The organism is Nonomuraea sp. MTCD27, assembly GCF_041950495.1.
Lineage (GTDB): Bacteria > Actinomycetota > Actinomycetes > Streptosporangiales > Streptosporangiaceae > Nonomuraea.
In genome coordinates this window covers 22,048-40,129 of record NZ_JBGNUW010000004.1, presented here as the reverse complement: position 1 = coordinate 40,129, position 18,082 = coordinate 22,048, and the positions used below count along the sequence as shown (strand labels likewise).

Here is an 18,082-nt window from a genome sequence, read left to right as displayed (position 1 = left end):
TCCTTATGCCGCTGCCGAGCGGCGGCACCTGGCCGCCCCGCCACCACGCCCCCATCCAACAGCACTACAACACCCTCGACACCTGGTATCGGGGCGACGCCGACCAGCTGGCCGCCCTCTACGGCGACAGCCGCGGCACCGCCCCCGCCAACCGGCCGAGCCAGTACCGGGGCGGCGTGGTCGGCACCCTCTCCCGCATGTTCTGGGGCGCACCCGTCCCGGCCGGCGAGAAGCGCACCAAACTGCACGTCCCTATCGCGTCCGACATCGCCACCATGTCGTCGGATCTGCTGTTCTCGGAGCCGCCGTCGATCACGTGCGAGAACCAGGCCACGCAGGACCGCATCGACGAACTCCTGCCCTCCCTCCAAGCCACCCTCCTGGAAGGGTCGGAGGTCGGCGCGGCTCTGGGCGGCTACTACCTGCGCACCGTGTGGGACCGTGAGGTGGCCGAACGGCCGTGGTTGAATTCGGTGCACGCCGACGCCGCCGTACCCGAATGGCGGTGGGGGCGGCTGTGGGCCGTCACCTTCTGGCGCATCCTCGACATGCCGGACGACGACACATGCCTGTGGCATCTCGAACGGCACGAGCCGGGCGTCATCTTGAACGGGCTGTACCGGGGCAAGCCCGGCGACCTCGGCGACCCGCTGCCGTTGACCGCCCACCCCGAAACGAAGGGCATGCAGGCCAGCATTCCGACCGGCCTCACCCGGTGCACCGCCCAATACGTGCCCAACATGCGGCCGAACAGGCTGTGGAGAAACTTCCCCGCCGGGGCGAATCTGGGCAGGAGTGATTTCGACGGGCCGGTGCTTGGCCTGATGGACTCGCTGGATGAGACGTGGACGTCGTGGATGCGCGACATCCGGCTCGCGAAAGCGCGCCTGATCGTCCCGTCGAGCTACCTGCAGTCCAACGGCAAAGGCCAGGGATCGTTCTTCGACCCGGACAGGGAGCTGTACGAGTCGCTCGACATGCTGGCCGGCGACCAGAGGATGGAGATCAGCGCCCAGCAGTTCGCCATCCGTGTGGTCGAGCACCGCGACACGTCCACCGAGATCATGGCCAGCATCTTGAGGGCGACCGGATATTCGGCCCAGTCCTTCGGCCTGTCCGGTGACGTCGCGGTCACCGCCACCGAGGTCTCTGCGAAGGAACGCCGCTCGCTGGTCACCCGAGGCAGGAAGGCGCTGTACACCGCGCCGGAGCTGGCCCAGGCCATCGAAACCCTGCTGCAGCTCGAAGCGTCGCTGGGCTTCGACGGCAGCGTCACACCCGAGCTGCCCACCGTCACGTTCGGCGACAGCGTCTCGCCGGACATCATGCAGCTGGCGCAGACGGCCGAGCTCATGCGGCGCGCCGAAGCCGCCAGCGACGAAACCCTGGTGCGCCTCTTGCATCCGGACTGGGATGAGGAGCAGGTGCAGGCCGAAGTCGACGCCATCGCCGACGCCCGGCCGGACCCGATGGAGGACCCGTTCGGCCTGCCCGGCGAAATGATCGGCGACGACGGGGAGCCGGTCGACCCCGAGAACCCGGAGGCGAAGAAGCAGGATGGGCCGCCGCGCCGTGAGGGATGATGGACGGCATGCATGACCTGGTTGCGTTTCTGAATGCTCGCTTGAGTGAGGATGCTGCCCTGGCTCGCGCTGTGGATGATCGCAGCGAGCCATGGGATGGGCAGTGGACTGCGGATGAGAGCGGCAATGCGCTTCGCACTGTGAATGGCCATGTGCTCGTGTACGGGCATAACCATCCGCTCAAGCCCGGTCTTGTTGACCACATGGCCCGCCACGACCCGGCCCGCGTACTGCGCGAGGTCGACGCCAAGCGGCTGATCCTCGCTGAGCACGAGCCCGTCTTCGAGGGCGCAGAGTGCCCCGCCTGCGTGTATCGCTCACCGTGTACCACCCTGAGCCTGCTCGCCCTGCCGTACGACGACCACACGGACTACCGCGAGGAATGGCGTCCCGAGTAGCCCGCCTGGGAGGTGGCCATGGCCGCCCCCACCGTCGACGACCTCGTCACCGCGCTGCTCGACCTCTACACAGGGGTTGAGCAGCGCCTGGCCCGCGACATCTCGGTACGGCTGCAGGCCGGCCTCGACTCGCCCGACTGGGCCCAGGCCAAGCTGCAGCAACTCACCGAGCTCCGTACCCGCACGCAACGCATCCTGGCCAAGCTGGGCCAAGACTCCGACGACCGCGTCCGCCAGGCGATCGCCCTCGCCGCCCAGCGCGGCGGCCAGCAGGCGTTGCGCGAGCTCCACATCCAGGCCGAAGCCCCGCTCCCCGACCTGGCGCGCGCGTTCGAGGCGCTGCCCGGCATCGGCGCCCTCGTGCGTCTCGCCCGCGAGCTCGCCCTCACCCTCAGGTCGACGCATACGCAGATCCTGCGGTGGACGCTCGACTCCTACCGCGACGTCGTCGCCCGCGCCGCCCTGCCTGAAGTGCTGCTCGGCGTGCAAACCAGGCGTCAGGCCGCCCAGCACGCATGGGAGCAGCTGCTCGACCGCGGGGTGACCGGCTTCCAGGACACCGCCGGACGACGCTGGGAGCTCGCCTCCTACGTCGAGATGGCCGTACGCACCGGCACCCACCAGGCCATGCGGCAAGGCCACATGGACCGCCTCACCGACGCCGGCGAAGACCTCGTCATCGTCTCCGACAGCCCGCGCGAATGCGAGCTGTGCCGCCCGTGGGAACGCCGCGTCCTCTCCCTCACCGGACAAGCCGGCCGCGTCCTCCGCGAAGACGAGATCGTCGACGACCGGATCGTCGCGGTGAACGTGGTGCCGATCGAGACGGCGCGCGCGGCCGGCCTGTTCCACCCGAACTGCACGCACTCCACGTCGCTGTTCCTGCCCGGCGTGACCAAGGTCGACAACGCCGTCTCCAACCCTGAGGGGTACGAGGCGAAGCAGCGGCAGCGGGCGATCGAACGCCACATCAGGCGTTGGAAACTCCGCTCGGTCGGCGCCCTCGACCTCGTGGCGAAGCGGAAGGCGGACGCGAAGGTTCGCTACTGGCAGGCCGCCCTCAGGGCCCACATCGACGAGCACGGCCTCAAGCGGCTCCGCTATCGCGAGCAGGTCGGCCGCGCCCGCTGAACAGTCTTCCGCCACACCGTGGCGGTCCAGGCCCGCACGGGCCAACCTCACCAATCCCGCACGGGAGTCCACCATGCACACCACCATCACGACGCCGGGCGCCATCATCGGCTACCGGCGGAACGGCCGCCCCATCCGCCTCATCGCAGGCGGCTCCGAAGGCGCCCCCGAGGGCGGCACGCCGCCGCCCGCCGACCCGCCCGCACCGCCTGCTGACCCGCCGGCCGAACCTCCTGCACAGGAGACCGACTGGAAGGCGATGGCCCGCCAGTGGGAGAAGCGCGCCAAGGACAACAGCAAGGCCGCCGAGGAGCTGGAGAAGCTCAAGGCGTCCCAGATGACCGAAACCGAGAAGGCGGTCGCCGCGGCCAAGACCGCAGGCGCCACCGAGGCCGCCAAGACGTTCGGCGCCAGACTGGCCGCCGCCGAGTTCAAAGCCGCAGTCGCAGCGAAGGGCCTCGACCTGGGCGAGGCGCTCGACCTGATCGACACCACCCGATTCGTGGACGACCAGGGCGACGTCGACGAGGCGGAGATCAAGAAGGCGATCGCCAAGCTGGCCAAGCTCGCCCCCACGGGCGGCCCCGGCCGGTCCGGCGGCGACTTCGGCGGCGGCAACGGCTCCGCTGGCACGCAGGAACGACCCAAGAACCTCCGCGAGGCATATGCCCGCGCACTGAAGTAGCAACCATCACGGAGAGTGGAAAATGGCCATCACCCTGGCGGACGCCATGCGCAACGCCAGCAGCGATGTCGATTACGCGGTGATCGACGAAACCCGGCGTACGTCGTGGCTGCTGGACCAGATCACGTTCGACAACACCGCGAACCCCACGGGTGGTGGCACGGTCGCCTACACCTACTCTCGCCTCACCCAGACCCGCGGCGGCGCCTTCCGCGCCTACAACACCGAATACACGCCCGCCCAGGCGGCCCGCACTCAGATCACGTCGAGCCTGTATCCGTTCGGCGGCGCCTACAACCTGGACCGGCTGCTCGCCCACCTGGGCGAGGCCCGCACGGACGAGATGGCGTTCCAAACCTCGGAGCTGATCAAGGGCTGCCAGGTGACGTTCGCCGACCAGCTCGTCAACGGCGACCACGCGAGCAACGCCCTCGGCTTCGACGGCCTCGACGTCGCCCTCACCGGCAGCGTCACCGAGCACTACCAAAACACCACCACCTACTACACCGACTGGTCCGCGGCCACCGTCGACACCGCCGAAAAGTCGATCACCGTCTCCGACCAGCTGGACGAGTTCCTCAGCCTGATGAACGACCAGCCGACCGCACTGCTCGGCAACCGGCTGCTGCTCACCCGCATCAAGGCGATCGCCAAGCGGGCCGGCCTGTACACGAAGGAGTCCGACGACCTCGGCCGCACCATCGAGCGGTACGGCAATGCCGTCCTGGTCGATCTCGGCACGAAGAACGACGACTTCACCGGCAACAGTTACGTGATCCCGGTCGAGACCCGCGACCCGGACGGTGGCGGTGGTGGCGGCAACATCACCAACCTGACCGACCTGTACGCGGTGCGCTTCGGGATGGACGCCCTGCACGGCGCTTCCGTGGCGGGCCGTCCACTGATGCGGACGTGGGACCCGGACTGGGAGACCTCCGGCGCGGTCAAGACCGGCGAGCTGGAGATGGGCCCGGCCACGCTGGTGCTCAAGCACGCCCGCTCGTGCGGCGTCTTCCGCAACATCAAGGTCAAGTAGGAGAACTCGACCATGGCAAAGCTCAGGTATTTCGAGATCAGCGCGCCGCGCGACGACTTCACGGGCAAGGTTGGCGCCGCCATGTCGTTCGCCGACGGCCGCGCCCGAGTCTCCTTCGACGACGAGCGTGACGAGCACGGTGACTGCCCTGCCGACTACCCGCTCGTTCAGGCTGGCCGCTCCGCCGTCCAGTTCGCTCAGCGGCGGCCCGGTTACACCGTCACGGAGACGGACGAGCTCGGCCGGCCGCTGTCCGAGCCGGAGGAGAAGCCGAAGAGGCGCGCCCCGGCCAAGCAGACCCCCGTCAAGGAGCCCGAGCAGAAGCAGGGCGACGACACCAAGAAGGAGGGCGACCAGTCGTGACCGTGCTCGGCCGCTACTACGAAGGCGTTCTGGCTGACGCCGCCGCATTCGACCTGCCGTTCAACGCCCTCCCCGGCGTCTCGCAGGGCTCGTTCGTCCGCTCCAACATCCCCGTCTGGGCGTGCACCAGCGACCTGGCCGCGACCGCGACCGGCGTCGCCATCGGCACCCGCATCTGGCTGCGCAAGGGCGACGTCGTCACCAACATTTCGTTCGTGGCCGGCAACACCGCCCTCGCCACCGGGACGGCCGGCTGGCACGCCCTGTACGACCCCGACGGCGCACTCCTGGCGCAGTCGGCCGCCCAGGGCGCGACGGCGTGGGCGGCCAACACCGCCCGCAAGCTGGCCCTCACCGCGCCGAAGACGATCACGGTGGACGGCTGGTACATCGTCGCCACCTCCACCACCGCGGCCACGGTGCAGACGCTGATCGGGAACGCGCCGATCGTCGCCGCCACCGCGGCCGTGCACACCGGGTCGAAGGCGCTCGGCTTCACCTTCGGCAGCGCGACCGGCGACGTGGCCCCGGCCACCACCGGCACGCAGACGGGCGTGGCCAAGTGCCCGCTCGCCGTCGTGAGCTGAGGGGGCGGAACCCATGGCGCGTACTGCTCTCACCGCGGTGGCCTCATCCGAGGCGGGCATCGACCTGACCGCGGTCGACGTCACCGCCAACACCACGGACGGCAACAGCTTCCCGTGGGCGGCCAACCGGAAGGTGTGGATCCTCAACGGCGACGACGCCGCGCTGGTCCCCACCTTCGTCAACCCGTCCACCGTCGGCCGGTCCGCGCTGCCGGTGGGCGACCTGGCCGGGAACAGCATCCCGGCCGCCGGCCACAAGCTGTACGGGCCGTTCGACCCCAGCTATCGGCAGGCGGACGGGTCGGTGTGGGTCGACTTCGCGGGCACCACGCCCACGAACGTGACGATCGCTGTCCTCGACTAGCCATGAGCGTGCGGGCGGGCCGGTGTTCGTGAGGGTGCGCTGCCCGCCCCGCACCCACCTACCAGGAGGTGCACTGATGGCGTACGCGACCGAAGCCGACCTCGTACCCGACTACGTCAGCCCGGCGCCGGCCAACGTGGAGCTGCTGCTCACCCGCGCCTCACGCCTGGTTGACCAGGCCCTCCTGTCCGCCGTCTACCCGGTGGATGAGAACGGGCTGCCCACCGAGGCCGCACACATCGTCGCCCTGCGGGACGCCACCTGCGAGCAGGCCGCCGCCTGGGCCGAAGAGGGCGAGACCGGAACCGGCGTGTCCGGCCGGTGGGATGACGTGCAGATCGGCTCCGTACGCCTCGCCAGACGGGGCGCATCGACTGGGGCGGGTGGTGGAGGCTCGGCCGCCGCCCGCCTCGCACCACAAGCGTGGGACATCCTCCAGCAGGCCGGACTCACCGGCATGGAACCCCACACGCACCCGGTGTGCCCGGCGGCCGCGGATGGGTAGCATCCCGGCCTGGCTGTACCGCCACACCGTCCAGATAGAACCGTGGGAGGGTGAAGGCCCGGTAGGGCCGGAGTACGGCGACGCCGTCACCGTGGCCTGCTTCGTCGACGACCGGCTGCAGAAGATCCTCGACAACGAGGGCGCGGAGGTCGTGGCGAGGACGGTCATATACATGCCGCTCGACACCGTCTGCCCGCCCGGCTCCCGCGTCACCTTCAACGGGCGTGCTGCACAGGTCCTGGCCGCGCTACGCCGCGACGGCGGCGGCCTCCCAGTCCCCGACCATCTGGAGGTGGCGCTCCAGTGACCAGAGCCCGGCTGAAGCTCAACACCGGCCAGCTCCGCGCACGGCAGCGCGCCGGCGCCGTCAAAGGGTTGAAGCTGGCCGCCGAACACCTTCTGCAGGTGTCGCGCACCCTGGTGCCGATCGAAGAGGGCACCCTCGAACGGTCCGGCACCGTGTCCGTGGACGAGGGCGCCCTCAAGGCCGCCGTCTCCTATTCGACGCCGTACGCCGTCCGCCAGCACGAAGAACTTACGTGGAAGCACGATGAAGGCCGGCAGGCCAAATACCTGGAGCAGCCGCTGACCAACGAGGCGCAAACCATGCTGGCGCTGGTCGCCGCCCAGATCCGGCGGAGCCTCCGATGACGACGCTTCTGCAGGAGTTCCAGCAGCTGCCCGCCGTCCTCGGACTGGCCCTGGGTCCCGGGTTCGTCGCGCGCATGCCCGGGAACCCGGACCGGTGCTTCGTGGTCGCCCGCTACGGCGGCCCGGAATCGCGGCTGGCGGACAACTATGACGAGCCGCGCATCCAGTTCCGGCTGCGCGGCCCGTCCACCGACGTCAGCGTCGCGGAAGCCGACGCCGAGCTCGTCTACAACGCGTTGAACGGGCTGCAGGACCTGACGCTGCCGGGCGGCACGTGGCTGTCGCTCATGGTCGGCGTGCAGGCCGGGCCCATCTTCATCGGCCAGGACCAGAACAGCCGGCCGGAGTACACCGTCAACTTCCGCTGCGAGATCAGCAGACCGGCACTGAACAGGGAGAATCCGCAATGACGGCACGGAAAATCAAGTCCCGCGACTTCATCATCGAAGTCGAATCGTCCACCCCGGACACGTGGTTCCGCATCGAGAACCTGGCCAACATGACCATCAACCGGGCAGCCAACGAGGAGACGGCCGACCTGACCGACTTCGACAGCGAGGGCGCCTACGAGTCGTGGATCATGCAGCGCGGCGCCTCCATGGCCCTCGCCGGTCAGGAGCTGAAGGACCACCTCACCGGAGCGCTGCAGCCCGGCCGCGCCCGCGTCGAGGAGCTCGCCGGCGAGACCGCGGTCGGCTACGAATCCCTCGGCCGCTACCGCTTCCGCCACCCCCTCAACGACGAGTGGCGCATCTGGAACGCCACCACCAGCGTGGGCGAGAACGGCGGCGCCACCAACGACCCGTCCGCGTGGGCGTGCACCATCACCAAGTCGGGGCCGTCCACCACCGCGGCGGTGGCCTGACATGTCGAGCACCGAGCCACTCGACGACCCCATCGACGAAGAGCCCGCCGTCGAAGAGGACGAGTTCGGGGACTGGGACGACTTCTGGGCCGAACGTCTCCGCGCCGAACAGGCGGGGCGCGGCGGCCCGGCTACCAAGACCATCCGCGGCGTCACCGTGAACATCCCGGCTGACATGCCGATGCAGTTCGAGCACAAGACCGAGCAGGTGCGCCGGACCGGCGACCTGGACGGCTTCAAGCAGCTGCTCGCCGACCTGTTCGGCGTCGACGTGTACGACGCGTGGATCGCCGCCGGGATGGGCGAGCGCGAGTTCCAGACCGTCCTGGTGTGGGGCATGGCGAACGGCCGCGGCGAGAAGACCTCGTTCCGGCAGGCGTACGAGCGGGTTAAGGCGCGTGAGCAGGGAAAAGCGGAGACGGCCTCGACCCCGGCGAGCGTCGAATCCGGCGACACTGGGCCCTCATCGAAGCCGACTTCCGCCGCGAATACCAGCTCACGCCGAAGGCGATCGGCCAGCTGACGTGGCGGGAGTTCGGCTCCCTCCTCGCCGGCCTGTCACCGAAGAGCGTCTTCCGGCTGGTCACCGCCAACGAACCCCTGGAGCTGACGGGCGATCAGGCCCGCTCCTACCTGAACACCCTGTGATGCGAGAGGCGGTGGTCTCTCGTGGACGTCGGCACGCTGGTCGGATACATCGACCTCGACGACAAAGGCTTCGACCGCGGCGTGTCCAAGGTCGAGGGCGGCCTGCGCAAGCTCGAAACCGCGACCACCGCCTCGACCGGCCGCATGGAATCCGGGGTGTCCCGGGGTTTCGACCGGCTTCTCGGCGGCGTGGAGCGCACGCTCGGCTCCGTCGAGCAGCAGGCCGGCAAGTCCGGCCAGGCGTCCGGCAGCGCGTTCACGAGCGGCCTCGACCGCGCCCTGGACGCCGTCGACCAGGTTGCCGGCCGGGCCGGGCGTGACGCGGGCACATCCTTCCTCGACGAAGCCCGCGAGGTCCTGCGGTATGGGGATCTGGGCGTCGACGTGGACGCCGAGATCACGTCGGCGCTGGCCGCGATCGCGACCGTCGAGCAGGCCCTGGACGGGCTCGACGACGAGCGGGTGAAGGTCGACGTCGACGCCACCTCGGCCACGTCGACGATCGGCCGGCTGACGGACGCGGCGGGCGGCCTCGGGTCGAAGCTGGAATCCGCGATCGGCGTGATCGGCCAGACCACGCCCGGCCAGGTCGCTCTGGCGATCGGCGCCATAGCCGCCCTACCCCTGGCAGCGCAGGTGGCGTCGGCCGGCATCGTCCTGGCCCTCGGCGGCGCCCTGGCCACGGTCGGGTTCACCAGCGCGGCAAGCGCGGACCGGGTCAAATACGAGTGGTCAGAGACGGCGTCGCAGCTGAAGCGCGAGCTCGGCGACGTGGCCGCACCGCTGGAGGACAGCGCCATCCACGCGTCGGGGGTGGCCCGGGACGCCTTCCAGGCGTTGAAGCCGATCCTGCGCGAAGTGTTCGCGGACATGGGCCCGGATGTTGACCATTTCGTTGACGGGCTCGGCCGGGCTGTCGCCCGTATCGGGCCGTCGCTGAAGCCGCTCGGCGAAGCCTTCGGCGAGCTGCTGCGTTCTCTGGGAGACCGGGCCGACGACTGGGGCGGCGACCTCGCCGAAGCCTTCACAACGTTCGCTGAGACGACGACCAGGCACGCCGACGACATCGCCAACCTGTTCACGGCGATCACGACATCCATCCGCATGACAGCAGACGCGACGTCGTTTCTCGCCGACCGGTGGGACGGCTTCCTGAGCGTCAACGAAGGCCTGCACTCCTCGCTGCTCGGCATCAACCGCGACTACGACGGCACCCAAGCCACCCTCGCCGGCATGAACACCACCGTGGATGAGGCCATCGCAGCAGTGCAAGGCCTGGGCGACGCCACCACCGAGGGCGGCGCCGCCGTCCGCAGCCTCTCCGCAGCGTTGGAAGACCTCTTCGATCCGGCGCAGAAAGCTTTGGACGCGGAGATCCGGCTCAAGTCCGCGATCGAGGACGCCACCCAGGCGGCCAAGAACCAGGGCATGTCCGAGGTCGAGCGGCTCCGATCCGTGCAGGATCTCACCCGGGCGATCGCTGACGCGGCGAAGGCGGAGGTCGAGCGGACAGGCAAGACGGAGGAGGCCGGTAAGGCGTTCATGGCGCAGCTGCCGACGTTGCAGGAGTGGGCGGGCAAGAACGCGGCCGCCAAGGCGACGGTGGACGCGCTCGGCCAGTCCCTGGGCGTGACCACGGTGCAGACCGACAAGGGCAAGTTCGCCATCGACGCACTCGGCAACGCCGTGAAAATCCTTCCCAGCGGGAAGACGGTGAAGGTCGACGCCAACACCGCGGCCGGCAAGAAGCAGCTGGAAGAGATCAAGCGCAAGCTGGACGACCTCAAAAACAGGACGATCTACATCGATATCATTTCGAGGACGTTCAACCGCGAAGAGTCGATCAAGAAGCAGCAGATGCCCGCGAGGGCGGGGGCGCTCATCGACGGCGGGGTGAAAAAGTTCGCGGCCGGCGGTGTCCAGGCGTACGCGGCTGGCGGCCGTAGCACGCCCCCCAACGTCGCCAGCAATCCGACGATCCTGTACGGCGAAGGTTCGGCCCCCGAATACTTCATCCCGACCGAGAACCGCTACCGGCCGCGCGCGATCGACCTGCTGTCGCAGGCGGCCGAAGATTTCGGCCTGGAGGTGTACAACAAGGCCGCCGGAAAGCGGGTCACCGCGCTGGCCACCACCGTGTCCGACGCCAACACGCAACTCGGCGGCGGCATCAAAAACGCCGTCACAGCGCTGGAAGCCACCCTCGGCAAGACCGGCACCCTCACCACCACCATCTCCGACGTGGGCGCGGTAGGCGAGCAGATGACCGCGTCCTGGGAGGTGGGGGCGGACACGATCAGCGACAGCGTCCAGCATGTCGCCACCGTCACCGCCGACGGCGTCACCCTCGTCTCCCAATCCGTGGACACGCTCACCATGAGCGTGCAGGAGCTGGCGGCCGCCATCCAGCGCGGCGCCGTCGGCGACGGCAAGGGGAAGGGCAAGAGCGCCACCCAGAGCGCGATCGAGGCCGCCTTGGATGCGGCGCGGGGCGCCATGGGCGGCGGATCGTCCAAGGCGGGTTGGACGAGCGCAGCGTCGAAGGCCGCCCAACAGCTGTTCGACCGGTATGGGCCGAAGATTCAGCCCCGTCCGCCGGGCGGCACCGTCGAAGGCGATTACGGGTCGGGCGGCTACATGTCGGACAGCGCGAACGCGTTCACATCCGGGAAGCCGCCCGGCGGGGTGACGGTCAACATGTACGACACCACGATCAGCAGCGACGTGGACGTGTCCAAGGTCGGCCAGGAGTTCGCCTTCGACTACAGGGCCAGAACGTGAGGAGACGGTGATGGCGTGGGATCCGGAGCGGGACGGCCCGTTCGGCGAATACGTGAAGGCGAAGAACATCCAGGTGCGGCCTGCCGGTTTCACATACGTCACCCGCGACCAGGTGACGACCGGCCGCCGCGCCGACGGCGTCGCCGTCAAGCACACCGTCGACCAGCTCGGCCACGAAACCACCGAGCACGCGGACGGCCGCCGCGACGTAACCATCAACCTTCCCGTGTAAGGAGCTGACGTTGGCGATCGAACGCGACCTGTGGTTCGTCGACACCCAGGTCAAGACGTACCGCAACCAGATCGCGCTCGACCTCGGCGACACCACCGCGGGCGCGTTCAAGCTGGCGTTGTTCAACGACACCGTCACCCCGGACGCCTCCCAGACGAACCCCGCCTACGGCACGAGCCCGCTCAACACGGGCGAGGTGACCGGCGCGGGCTACACCGCAGGCGGCCTCGCGCTCACGTCGGTCCTGTTCGAGGAGCACCCCTCCCAGGCCGGGTTCATCCGGTGGAAGTTCGCCAACCTGTCCTGGCCGTCGAGCACGATCCCGGCGGCGAAGGGCGCCCTCACCTACGTGCCCGGCCTCAGCAATCGGGCCGTCTTGTTCCGCACGTTCGGCCAGGAGTACTCCAGCCAGGACGGCACGTTCGCGATCAACTTCCACGCCGACGGCATCAGCAAGCTGGGCCTGCTCGGACCCATCACCTGACCTGACCTCCACGTGACGCCCCGTCAGCGTGCGGGGCTTTCTGCATGAAAGGGGCCAGGACATGGCTCGTTACACCGCCATCGCCGAAGGCGTCGCCTCGGGTACGGCGCTCAAGACGATCCTGCAGATCGCCGCCGACGCCAACCGGCAGATCGCCGTCTACGGGCTGCGCATCAGCTTCAAAGGCACGTCCAGCATCGCGGAGCCGGTGCGCGCCCTGCTGCAACGCCAGTCCACCGCGGGCACCGGCGGCGCCAGCCTGACCGCCAACTACGGCGTGAACAGGCTCGACCCCGGCAGCCCCGTCTCCACCGTGACCCCGCTCAGGGGCCCGGCGGGCACGTGGACTGCGGAGCCGACCGCGGGCGAGGTCGTCATGGCGCAGGAGGTGCACCCGCAGACCGGGTTCGGCGAATACATCCCGCTCGGCCAGGAGATCATCGTCCCGGCGTCCGGGCGGCTCGCCGTCGTCGTCATCGCGGCCGCCACCGTCAACGTGACCGCCCAGCTGTACTGGCTCGAAGGCCACTAATGACGACGGTGCGCAACAGCTTCAACGGCGGCACCAACACCACCGCGATCAGCGAGGGCAACTCCGGCGGCCTGTCAGGCGATGCGCTGCAGCACATCGCCGGCACACCCACCTACAGCACCACCCAGACGCATTCGGCGCCGCTGGCGTGCGCGACAGTGGCCAGCAACTTCAGCGGGGTCGGCTACGAGCTGTCCGCGTCCACGTTCTGGGTCCGCTTCTACGCCTATCTCACCCAGAACGTGGCCGGCGCGCTGCTGCGGTTGTGGGACAGCTCGAACGGCGGCGGCTCGTACCTGGGCGGCCTCGACACCAAAGCCAACGGCCAGCTTGATCTGCGGTGCGGCGGCGTGACCGTGGACGTGACCGGAGCGGCGATCGCCCTCAACCAGTGGATCCGCCTGGAGGGCAAGTTCAGCACGACCACCGGAGCCCAGGTCGAGCTGTATAACAGCGCCGACTCTGGGACGCCGTCAGCCACGGCGAGTACGGCGACGAACCTGGGCGGCTCCTGCCTGACGCAGGAGATCGTCCGGCCCAGCGGAGTAACGCAGGTCCAGTATTTCGACGACTTCGCAGTCTCCACGGACGGCCCGCTCGGCCCGGCCGTCGATCCTGCCCCCCGCCCTCCGCTGATCGCCGCCACCGCGGTCCAGCGGGCGTCACGCTGGTAGAGGGGAGACTGCGTGTCCCGGTACGGTCGCGCCTACCCCGCCCCGCAACGCCGGGTCGGCCCCAACTATCGGGGCGTCAACCAAGACGCCCCGCTCGGCGTGTTCACGACCAGCTGGTCGTTCCCGGCCCTCACCGTCACCAGCCCGTCGGTGACGATCCCGCTCGGCGTGTTCACCGTCAGCTGGGAATGGCCGGCCGCCACCCCGTCCGTCGGGCTCGGCGTGTTCACCACCAGCTGGGAATGGCCGACACTCACCCCGGTCATCCCGATCAACCCCGGCGACGACCTCACCGGGCCGGGCCAGCTCTCGTTCGGCGGGTTCAAGCTCGGCTCCGGCACCCCGTACCGGTTCATCCAGCTCGAAGGCGCCGACCTCGACCTGCCGCCCGTCGACAACGGCAACGTGCCCCACCCGTCCGCGCACGGCGCCCTGTCCGGCCGGTCCCTCGCCCAAGCACGAGTGATCACATACACGATGCTGGTCCGCGCCCCGCGCGAGGAAATCCAGCAGGTCGCCGAAGCGTTGCGCGACAACACGCCGCTCCCCGACAGCGACGACGAGACAGACCTTGCTCTGCAGGTCCTGGACACCATCTACGTCACCCGCGGCAAGGTGCTGCGCCGCAGCATCCCGATCGACCGGCTGTACCGGCTCGGCCACACCCGCGCCGTCGTCCAGTGGGAATGCAGCGATCCGCGCCTGTACGCCCAGCAGCTGTCCAGCGTGGAGGTGCCCGACGGCGGGTCCGTCGACGTCGCCCACGACGGCAACACCAACACCCGGCCGGTCATCCGGCTACGCGGCCCGGCCGAAACCCCGACCATCACCGTCCAACGAACCCTGGCCGACGGCCGCATCGACACCCGGGTCCTGCAGTTCGGGCTGAACGTCGCAGACGGGGCCGCGCTGATCGTCGACGTCGGGTTCGGCACCGCCACCATCGACGGCGTCTCCCAAATGCGGTCCCTGACCGGCGCCTCCGTCGGCGTACCCGACTGGGTGCTCGGCCGCGGCACCTCCACCATCGCCTACGCCACCGATGTCGGGGACGCCCCGAACGCGGTCGTGCTGTGGCGGCACGCCTGGCTGTAGAAGAGGGGGTGACGTTGTGGGAGCAACCCCGCTCACCCCGTCGGTAGCGTTCGGCCCGGGCGGCGGACCGTACCTGGTGCCGCGCCCGCCCGTCGTCGGCGCCGGCATGATGCTGATCGCCTGCCTCGCCGTCGACTCCGGCGGCCTGTCCGGCATCATCGGCGGCGACAGCTGGCAGCCGCTCGGCCGCGTCGCCGGCCCCACCACACACCTGTCGGCCGTCGACGTGTACTGGCGGCTCGCCACCGGCGACGAGCCCGACAATTACACCGCCCTGGTCGGCACCACCGGCGACGGTATCGCCGTGGTCGTGCCCTTCGTCGGCGCCAACAGCGGGCCGCCGCAGGTCGTCGCCGGCCCCCTGTACACGAACACGTTCACCGTCAACACGCCGGGCCTGACACCGGACGCCCCGTCCGGGGCGATCCTGCGGTGGGCGGCCGGCATCCCGAACGAAGCCGACATCACCTGGGCGCCGATCCCCGGGTATACGGAGCTGGCCGACGTCCAGTCCGAGGATGAGGTGGGCGGCCAGCTGGTGTGGGCGCCGATCGCGTCCAACGCCCCCGTCCCGCCGGTCAGCCACACCGCGACCGCGCCGTTGCAGTATGGCGGCGGCCTCACCCTGTTCGTCACCTCCGCCGCCGTCCAAGTGCCGGACCCGCCCGACTTTCCCGCGTTTACGCCGGGGCTCGGTTCGGCGACGATGCGGTACACGGTGCACGACTTCCTGACCGGCGCCACCCGCGGCGAAATCGTCCCGGCCAAGGTGTACATGGATCGCCGGATCGGCGAGCCGGGCACGTGGCGCGGCCAGCTGCCGATCCCGAACCCGCGCGAAGCCGACAAGGCGGCCGAGATCATCCCCCGCGATCCGAACGATTTGACGTCCGGGCCGGGCATGATCGTCGTCCACTGCTGGCGTGCCGGCGTGCTGTGGGGCGTCTACTGGCTGCACACCGCGATCATCTTCAAGGACGAACGCGGCCAGGTGTACCTCGATCTGCAAGGCTCCACGCTGGACGGCTACCTGCAGTGGGTGAAAATCGAGCAGGATGCCGGGTTCGCCGGCGACCAGATCGACGCCGCCCGCCAACTCCTCGCCCACATGCAGGCCACCCCGGCGTCGAACGCGGGCCTGGCTTTCGCGGCGGGCGTGTCCGGCACCGTACGAACCCTTCTCGCCGCGCGCGCCAGCAACAGCAGCTACGGCCGCTCGCTGCAGGACTTCGCGCGCGCCGCCGACGGATTCGAGTACGTGGTCAACCCGACCCTGGCGGGCGGCAGCATCCAGCGCCTCATCGACTGGGGCGCCCCCAAACTGATCAACCTGGATGCGGAGCACGTGTTCGTCGAGGCCGTGAACGGCGGCGACGTCACCACCTGGCGGGAGGAACGCAGCATCTTCCGGGGCGGCACCCGGTGGGGCGCGATCGGCGGCACCGCGCCGACCGACGTCACCTCGGCGTCGGCCCCGGCCCGCTCCATCCTCGTCTCAACCCCGCACATCGACGCCGGCTGGCCGATCGTCGACCAGCGCATCAACCACCCCAGCCAGTCCACGAACCAGACCGAGTTGGACGCCTACGCCGCCTACTGGTCCGCCCGGGCGCCCGGCGCGCCCCGCGTGTTCTCCGCCAACGTCGTCATCGGCAAAAACACCACCCTCAACCCGAACGGGCTGGGCGACGCCGTCCGGTTCGTACTCAACAACCCGTGGCATCCCATCACGTCCGAAGGCGCCGCCTCCTTCAACCTGCGCCAACGCCTCATCGGGTGGGGTTTGACGCCGGCCGAGCGCGGCGCCGGCAAAGACAAGGTGCAGCTGATCACCGAACAGGAGGTGTTGGAAGGGTGAGCCAGCTCGACCAGTTCCCCGACAACCAGAACCGGATCGTCCGCGACCTGGAACGCCGCATCGAACAACTGGAAGCCCAGGTGAAGAACCGGCCGGGCGCGGCGGTCAGCCGCGCGTCCGGCTCGTTCTTCCTCCCGGACGGCGCCGTCTCCGGGCAGGCGGGCGGCATGACGATGGGCGGATCCGGCGGCCAGTTCCGCGTCGTCGACCACCTCGGCAACATCATCGAGCTGCCGATGAGCGCCCAGGCTCCGATCAGCCTGACCGACGCCAGCAGCGTGTATGACGGCACCGCGCAGGCGCTGATCAACGCGTTGAAGGCTGGCCACAACGACCTCCTCAACAGGATGAAGGTCTACCGGCTGATGAGGCCCTTCTAATCGTGGGCTGCCCGCGCGGGCTCGCGCTTCGCCCAAAGGGAGCGCGGGCGGCCCCACCCCTTCCCCTTGAACCCCTCAACTTGGAGACGTCCGTTGACTCAGCTCGACCCGCTCGGCCCCATCGTCATCGGAGCCCGGGAGATCTACGACCAGCTCCTGGCCACCGACCGCAAGGTGGACGGCATCCGCGGCGAGGTCGCCCAGGTCGCCCAGGCGCACGGCGAGCTGACGAAGGATCAGGCCGACCACGAAGCCCGAATCCGAGCGTTGGAACGCGGACGGTGGCCGCTCCCGTCCTTGGCCGCGGCGATCGCGCTCGCCTCGCTGGTGCTCACGCTCATCACCTTCATGTCGAAGGGGGGCTGACCATGCCGTGGCTCACCCGCCTGGCGATCGTGGCCCGGCGTACCGGCTTCCCTGTGATCGAGGTGGCCGGCTGGAAGACGCGCGGCCACGGGCCCCAACCGGAGGTGCAGGGCATCGTCTGCCACCACACCGCGGGCCCGGCGGGCGGCGGCGACTACCCGTCCCTGGCGGTGGTGCGCGACGGCCGTCGAGACCTCCCCGGGCCGCTCTCCCAGTACGGCCTGGGCCGCTCCGGCACCATCTACGTCATCGCCGCCGGCCGCTGCTGGCACAACGCGCCCTCCACGTCGCCGCTGCACGACAACTCCTCCTCGATCGGCATCGAAGCCGAGAACAACGGGCGGCAGCCGTGGCCGGTCGTGCAGCTGCTCGCCTACCAACGCCTGTGCGCCGAGCTGTGCCGCGAGTTCGGGCTCCCGGCGTCGCGGGTGAAGGCGCACCGCGAGGTGAATACGGGCAAGCCCGACCCGCACTCCATCGACATGACCGACTTCCGCATGGCCGTCGCCCGCCTCCTCGCCGGGCGCGCCCCCGCACTCCCGAACTGGACGGAGGAGCTCGTGGACAAGCTGCCCACCCTGCGCCCGGGTGACGAGCACCCCAGGCACGTGAAGACGATGCGATGGCTCCTCGGCGCCCGCGGCTACACGCCAGCCGAGATGTGGTCCACCACGTACGGCAAGGACGCCGCCGACCGGCGGAACCTCACCGCCAAGGTCAACGCCTTCAAGGAGGCGGAGGGCCTCGCCCAGGACGGTGTGTGGGGCGACGCCTGCTGGAAGGCCGCCCTCTCTTAGTACCACCCCGTGAAGCTTCCCGGCCGCCGTGGGCGTGCCGGGCTGTTCCCATGTCCCCGAGCCCCCT

24 protein-coding genes are annotated in these 18,082 nt (G+C 69.6%); all 24 read left to right on the top strand.

Annotated elements, in window-relative coordinates:
* The first annotated feature begins 5 nt into the window (after positions 1 to 5).
* The 24 genes from ACBJ59_RS12210 (at position 6) to ACBJ59_RS12095 (ending at position 18,015) form a co-directional block, all read left to right on the top strand.
* Positions 6 to 1,583, top strand: coding sequence for a hypothetical protein (locus ACBJ59_RS12210; RefSeq protein WP_375110274.1), 1,578 nt, complete (start codon positions 6 to 8; stop codon positions 1,581 to 1,583).
* A gap of 8 nt (positions 1,584 to 1,591) precedes the next feature.
* On the top strand, positions 1,592 to 1,981 hold the full coding sequence (locus ACBJ59_RS12205; protein ID WP_375110273.1) for a DUF6221 family protein: 390 nt from the start codon (positions 1,592 to 1,594) through the stop codon (positions 1,979 to 1,981).
* 18 nt (positions 1,982 to 1,999) lie between these two features.
* Positions 2,000 to 3,112 carry a phage minor capsid protein gene (locus tag ACBJ59_RS12200; RefSeq protein WP_375110272.1) on the top strand — a complete coding sequence of 371 codons (1,113 nt, stop codon included), beginning with the start codon at positions 2,000 to 2,002 and terminating at the stop codon, positions 3,110 to 3,112.
* Positions 3,113 to 3,185: 73 nt separating this feature from the next.
* Positions 3,186 to 3,797: a hypothetical protein gene (locus tag ACBJ59_RS12195; protein ID WP_375110271.1), complete on the top strand. Its 612-nt coding sequence runs from the start codon at positions 3,186 to 3,188 to the stop codon at positions 3,795 to 3,797.
* Positions 3,798 to 3,819: 22 nt separating this feature from the next.
* Entirely contained in the window at positions 3,820 to 4,833 is a 1,014-nt protein-coding gene (locus ACBJ59_RS12190; protein WP_375110270.1) for a major capsid protein, read from the top strand.
* 12 nt (positions 4,834 to 4,845) lie between these two features.
* Entirely contained in the window at positions 4,846 to 5,196 is a 351-nt protein-coding gene (locus ACBJ59_RS12185) for a hypothetical protein (RefSeq protein WP_375110269.1), read from the top strand.
* Entirely contained in the window at positions 5,193 to 5,783 is a 591-nt protein-coding gene (locus ACBJ59_RS12180) for a hypothetical protein (RefSeq protein ID WP_375110268.1), read from the top strand. The genes ACBJ59_RS12185 and ACBJ59_RS12180 overlap by 4 nt, the downstream gene beginning before the upstream one ends.
* Positions 5,784 to 5,796: 13 nt before the next feature.
* Positions 5,797 to 6,147, top strand: a complete 351-nt coding sequence (locus ACBJ59_RS12175; RefSeq protein WP_375110267.1) for a hypothetical protein — start codon at positions 5,797 to 5,799, stop codon at positions 6,145 to 6,147.
* A gap of 76 nt (positions 6,148 to 6,223) precedes the next feature.
* Positions 6,224 to 6,652 carry a hypothetical protein gene (locus ACBJ59_RS12170; RefSeq protein WP_375110266.1) on the top strand — a complete coding sequence of 143 codons (429 nt, stop codon included), beginning with the start codon at positions 6,224 to 6,226 and terminating at the stop codon, positions 6,650 to 6,652.
* On the top strand, positions 6,645 to 6,959 hold the full coding sequence (locus tag ACBJ59_RS12165; RefSeq protein WP_375110265.1) for a hypothetical protein: 315 nt from the start codon (positions 6,645 to 6,647) through the stop codon (positions 6,957 to 6,959). The genes ACBJ59_RS12170 and ACBJ59_RS12165 overlap by 8 nt, the downstream gene beginning before the upstream one ends.
* Positions 6,956 to 7,303 (top strand): minor capsid protein, encoded by a 348-nt coding sequence (locus ACBJ59_RS12160; protein WP_375110264.1) that lies wholly within the window; start codon positions 6,956 to 6,958, stop codon positions 7,301 to 7,303. The genes ACBJ59_RS12165 and ACBJ59_RS12160 overlap by 4 nt, the downstream gene beginning before the upstream one ends.
* Positions 7,300 to 7,713 carry a minor capsid protein gene (locus ACBJ59_RS12155; RefSeq protein ID WP_375110263.1) on the top strand — a complete coding sequence of 138 codons (414 nt, stop codon included), beginning with the start codon at positions 7,300 to 7,302 and terminating at the stop codon, positions 7,711 to 7,713. Before ACBJ59_RS12160 ends, ACBJ59_RS12155 begins: the two co-directional genes overlap by 4 nt.
* A complete protein-coding gene (locus tag ACBJ59_RS12150) occupies positions 7,710 to 8,168 on the top strand; it encodes a phage tail tube protein (RefSeq protein WP_375110262.1) in 459 nt (152 codons plus the stop codon). The genes ACBJ59_RS12155 and ACBJ59_RS12150 overlap by 4 nt, the downstream gene beginning before the upstream one ends.
* A gap of 1 nt (position 8,169) precedes the next feature.
* Complete coding sequence (locus ACBJ59_RS12145) at positions 8,170 to 8,691, top strand: hypothetical protein (RefSeq protein ID WP_375110261.1); 522 nt, start codon at positions 8,170 to 8,172, stop codon at positions 8,689 to 8,691.
* Between the two features lie 146 nt (positions 8,692 to 8,837).
* Positions 8,838 to 11,597 carry a hypothetical protein gene (locus ACBJ59_RS12140; protein WP_375110260.1) on the top strand — a complete coding sequence of 920 codons (2,760 nt, stop codon included), beginning with the start codon at positions 8,838 to 8,840 and terminating at the stop codon, positions 11,595 to 11,597.
* Between the two features lie 10 nt (positions 11,598 to 11,607).
* Entirely contained in the window at positions 11,608 to 11,829 is a 222-nt protein-coding gene (locus ACBJ59_RS12135; RefSeq protein WP_375110259.1) for a hypothetical protein, read from the top strand.
* 10 nt (positions 11,830 to 11,839) lie between these two features.
* Positions 11,840 to 12,313, top strand: a complete 474-nt coding sequence (locus ACBJ59_RS12130; protein ID WP_375110258.1) for a hypothetical protein — start codon at positions 11,840 to 11,842, stop codon at positions 12,311 to 12,313.
* Positions 12,314 to 12,374: 61 nt separating this feature from the next.
* Entirely contained in the window at positions 12,375 to 12,845 is a 471-nt protein-coding gene (locus ACBJ59_RS12125) for a hypothetical protein (protein WP_375110257.1), read from the top strand.
* On the top strand, positions 12,845 to 13,519 hold the full coding sequence (locus tag ACBJ59_RS12120) for a hypothetical protein (RefSeq protein WP_375110256.1): 675 nt from the start codon (positions 12,845 to 12,847) through the stop codon (positions 13,517 to 13,519). Before ACBJ59_RS12125 ends, ACBJ59_RS12120 begins: the two co-directional genes overlap by 1 nt.
* A 12-nt stretch (positions 13,520 to 13,531) precedes the next feature.
* A complete protein-coding gene (locus ACBJ59_RS12115) occupies positions 13,532 to 14,614 on the top strand; it encodes a hypothetical protein (RefSeq protein ID WP_375110255.1) in 1,083 nt (360 codons plus the stop codon).
* A 16-nt stretch (positions 14,615 to 14,630) separates the two neighbouring features.
* Complete coding sequence (locus tag ACBJ59_RS12110) at positions 14,631 to 16,472, top strand: hypothetical protein (RefSeq protein WP_375110254.1); 1,842 nt, start codon at positions 14,631 to 14,633, stop codon at positions 16,470 to 16,472.
* Positions 16,469 to 16,852: a hypothetical protein gene (locus tag ACBJ59_RS12105; RefSeq protein WP_375110253.1), complete on the top strand. Its 384-nt coding sequence runs from the start codon at positions 16,469 to 16,471 to the stop codon at positions 16,850 to 16,852. The genes ACBJ59_RS12110 and ACBJ59_RS12105 overlap by 4 nt, the downstream gene beginning before the upstream one ends.
* Before the next feature lie 93 nt (positions 16,853 to 16,945).
* Entirely contained in the window at positions 16,946 to 17,218 is a 273-nt protein-coding gene (locus ACBJ59_RS12100) for a hypothetical protein (RefSeq protein WP_375110252.1), read from the top strand.
* 2 nt (positions 17,219 to 17,220) lie between these two features.
* A complete protein-coding gene (locus tag ACBJ59_RS12095) occupies positions 17,221 to 18,015 on the top strand; it encodes an N-acetylmuramoyl-L-alanine amidase (RefSeq protein WP_375110251.1) in 795 nt (264 codons plus the stop codon).
* The last annotated feature ends 67 nt before the right edge of the window (positions 18,016 to 18,082 follow it).

Excerpts from the sequence above, each read along its gene's own strand:
- ACBJ59_RS12210 (WP_375110274.1), top strand. The coding sequence starts at position 6 with ATGCCGCTGCCGAGCGGCGGCACCTGGCCGCCCCGCCACCACGCCCCC.
- ACBJ59_RS12205 (WP_375110273.1), top strand. The coding sequence starts at position 1,592 with ATGCATGACCTGGTTGCGTTTCTGAATGCTCGCTTGAGTGAGGATGCT.
- ACBJ59_RS12200 (WP_375110272.1), top strand. The coding sequence starts at position 2,000 with ATGGCCGCCCCCACCGTCGACGACCTCGTCACCGCGCTGCTCGACCTC.
- ACBJ59_RS12195 (WP_375110271.1), top strand. The coding sequence starts at position 3,186 with ATGCACACCACCATCACGACGCCGGGCGCCATCATCGGCTACCGGCGG.
- ACBJ59_RS12190 (WP_375110270.1), top strand. The coding sequence starts at position 3,820 with ATGGCCATCACCCTGGCGGACGCCATGCGCAACGCCAGCAGCGATGTC.
- ACBJ59_RS12185 (WP_375110269.1), top strand. The coding sequence starts at position 4,846 with ATGGCAAAGCTCAGGTATTTCGAGATCAGCGCGCCGCGCGACGACTTC.
- ACBJ59_RS12175 (WP_375110267.1), top strand. The coding sequence starts at position 5,797 with ATGGCGCGTACTGCTCTCACCGCGGTGGCCTCATCCGAGGCGGGCATC.
- ACBJ59_RS12170 (WP_375110266.1), top strand. The coding sequence starts at position 6,224 with ATGGCGTACGCGACCGAAGCCGACCTCGTACCCGACTACGTCAGCCCG.
- ACBJ59_RS12165 (WP_375110265.1), top strand. The coding sequence starts at position 6,645 with ATGGGTAGCATCCCGGCCTGGCTGTACCGCCACACCGTCCAGATAGAA.
- ACBJ59_RS12155 (WP_375110263.1), top strand. The coding sequence starts at position 7,300 with ATGACGACGCTTCTGCAGGAGTTCCAGCAGCTGCCCGCCGTCCTCGGA.
- ACBJ59_RS12150 (WP_375110262.1), top strand. The coding sequence starts at position 7,710 with ATGACGGCACGGAAAATCAAGTCCCGCGACTTCATCATCGAAGTCGAA.
- ACBJ59_RS12145 (WP_375110261.1), top strand. The coding sequence starts at position 8,170 with ATGTCGAGCACCGAGCCACTCGACGACCCCATCGACGAAGAGCCCGCC.
- ACBJ59_RS12135 (WP_375110259.1), top strand. The coding sequence starts at position 11,608 with ATGGCGTGGGATCCGGAGCGGGACGGCCCGTTCGGCGAATACGTGAAG.
- ACBJ59_RS12125 (WP_375110257.1), top strand. The coding sequence starts at position 12,375 with ATGGCTCGTTACACCGCCATCGCCGAAGGCGTCGCCTCGGGTACGGCG.
- ACBJ59_RS12120 (WP_375110256.1), top strand. The coding sequence starts at position 12,845 with ATGACGACGGTGCGCAACAGCTTCAACGGCGGCACCAACACCACCGCG.
- ACBJ59_RS12095 (WP_375110251.1), top strand. The coding sequence starts at position 17,221 with ATGCCGTGGCTCACCCGCCTGGCGATCGTGGCCCGGCGTACCGGCTTC.